1 pseudogene is annotated in these 1221 nt (G+C 65.8%); it reads left to right on the top strand.

Annotated elements, in window-relative coordinates:
• A pseudogene (locus tag BN93_RS15785) lies at positions 1-1221 on the top strand (type IV secretion protein Rhs); the annotation flags it as partial.

Raw genomic sequence — 1221 nt, 5'->3', positions numbered from 1 at the left:
CACCAGCTTGTTACGGGCGTGAAGGACGCCTACGGCTACACCTCGTCCACCGACTACGACTGCCGTTGGGGCGCACCGCTGGAAACGCGCGACATCAACGGCAACCGCATGTGCTATGCCTACGACGACGCGGGCAGGCCCGCCGCAATCGTCGGCCCGAAGGAGCTGGCCGCTGGCAGGCCCTACACCGTACGTTTCGAGTACCACCCCGCAGGCCGCTGGGCGCGCACGCTGCACTACGCCCCCGAGGGCGACGTGGAGACGCGAACCTTCGCCGACAGCCTGATGCGCGCCGTGCAGACCAAGCGCACGGGCGTTGTATGGAAGGGCGGGGCGGCCCACAAGGTGTCGATAGTGAGCGGCCGGACGGTACAGGACGCCTTCGGCCGAACCCTCCGCGCGTACTGGCCCACCGAGGAAGGCCTCGGCAGCATGGGCCTATATAATAAAGGTGTGGGCGACCTGCAAGCCGTCACCGAATACGACGCCTACGACCGCCCCACCAAGGTGACGCTGCCCGACGGGGCGACCACGACGACGGCCTACGCCATCGTGGACCACGACGGGGAACCGATGCTCGAGACGCGCGTCACCGATGCGCTGGGCAGGCACGCCGAAAGCTACACCGACGAGAAGGGGCGCAACCGAGAGACGGTGCAGCACGCAGCAAGCGGCGACGTGCGGGTGAAGTACGGCTACGATGCCGTGGGGCAAGTGCTCACGGTGCATCACCCCAACGGCAAGACAACCACCTACGAGTACGACCTGCTGGGGCATAAGCTCAAAGTGAACCACCCCGACGCGGGCGAGGTGACCTGCACCTACGACGCCGCGGGCAACCTGCTCACCAAGCTCACGGCGGAACTGAAGAAGACCATCTCCGACAAGGCGGCAATCACCTACACCTACGACTACGAACGGCTGAGCGAGGTGATCTACCCCAAGAACCTCTTCAACCGCGTGACCTACACCTACGGCAAGCCGGGGGCAAAGTACAACCGCGCGGGAAGGCTCGTGCTGGTGGAGGACGCCTCGGGCGGCGAGGCCTACTACTACGGCAACCAGGGCGAGGTGGTGAAGACGGTGCGCTCGGTGATGGTGAGCCAGGCCGACGTGCGCACCTACGTCCACGCGGCAACATACGACAGCCACAACCGCGTGCGCACCATCACCTATCCCGACGGGGAGGTGGTTACCTACGGCTACGATGCGGCGGGTCAG

Source organism: Prevotella conceptionensis 9403948, from assembly GCF_000312305.1.
Lineage (GTDB): Bacteria > Bacteroidota > Bacteroidia > Bacteroidales > Bacteroidaceae > Prevotella > Prevotella conceptionensis.
The sequence above is the reverse complement of the archived record's forward strand: the minus strand, read 5'-3'. Positions and strand labels throughout refer to the sequence as shown.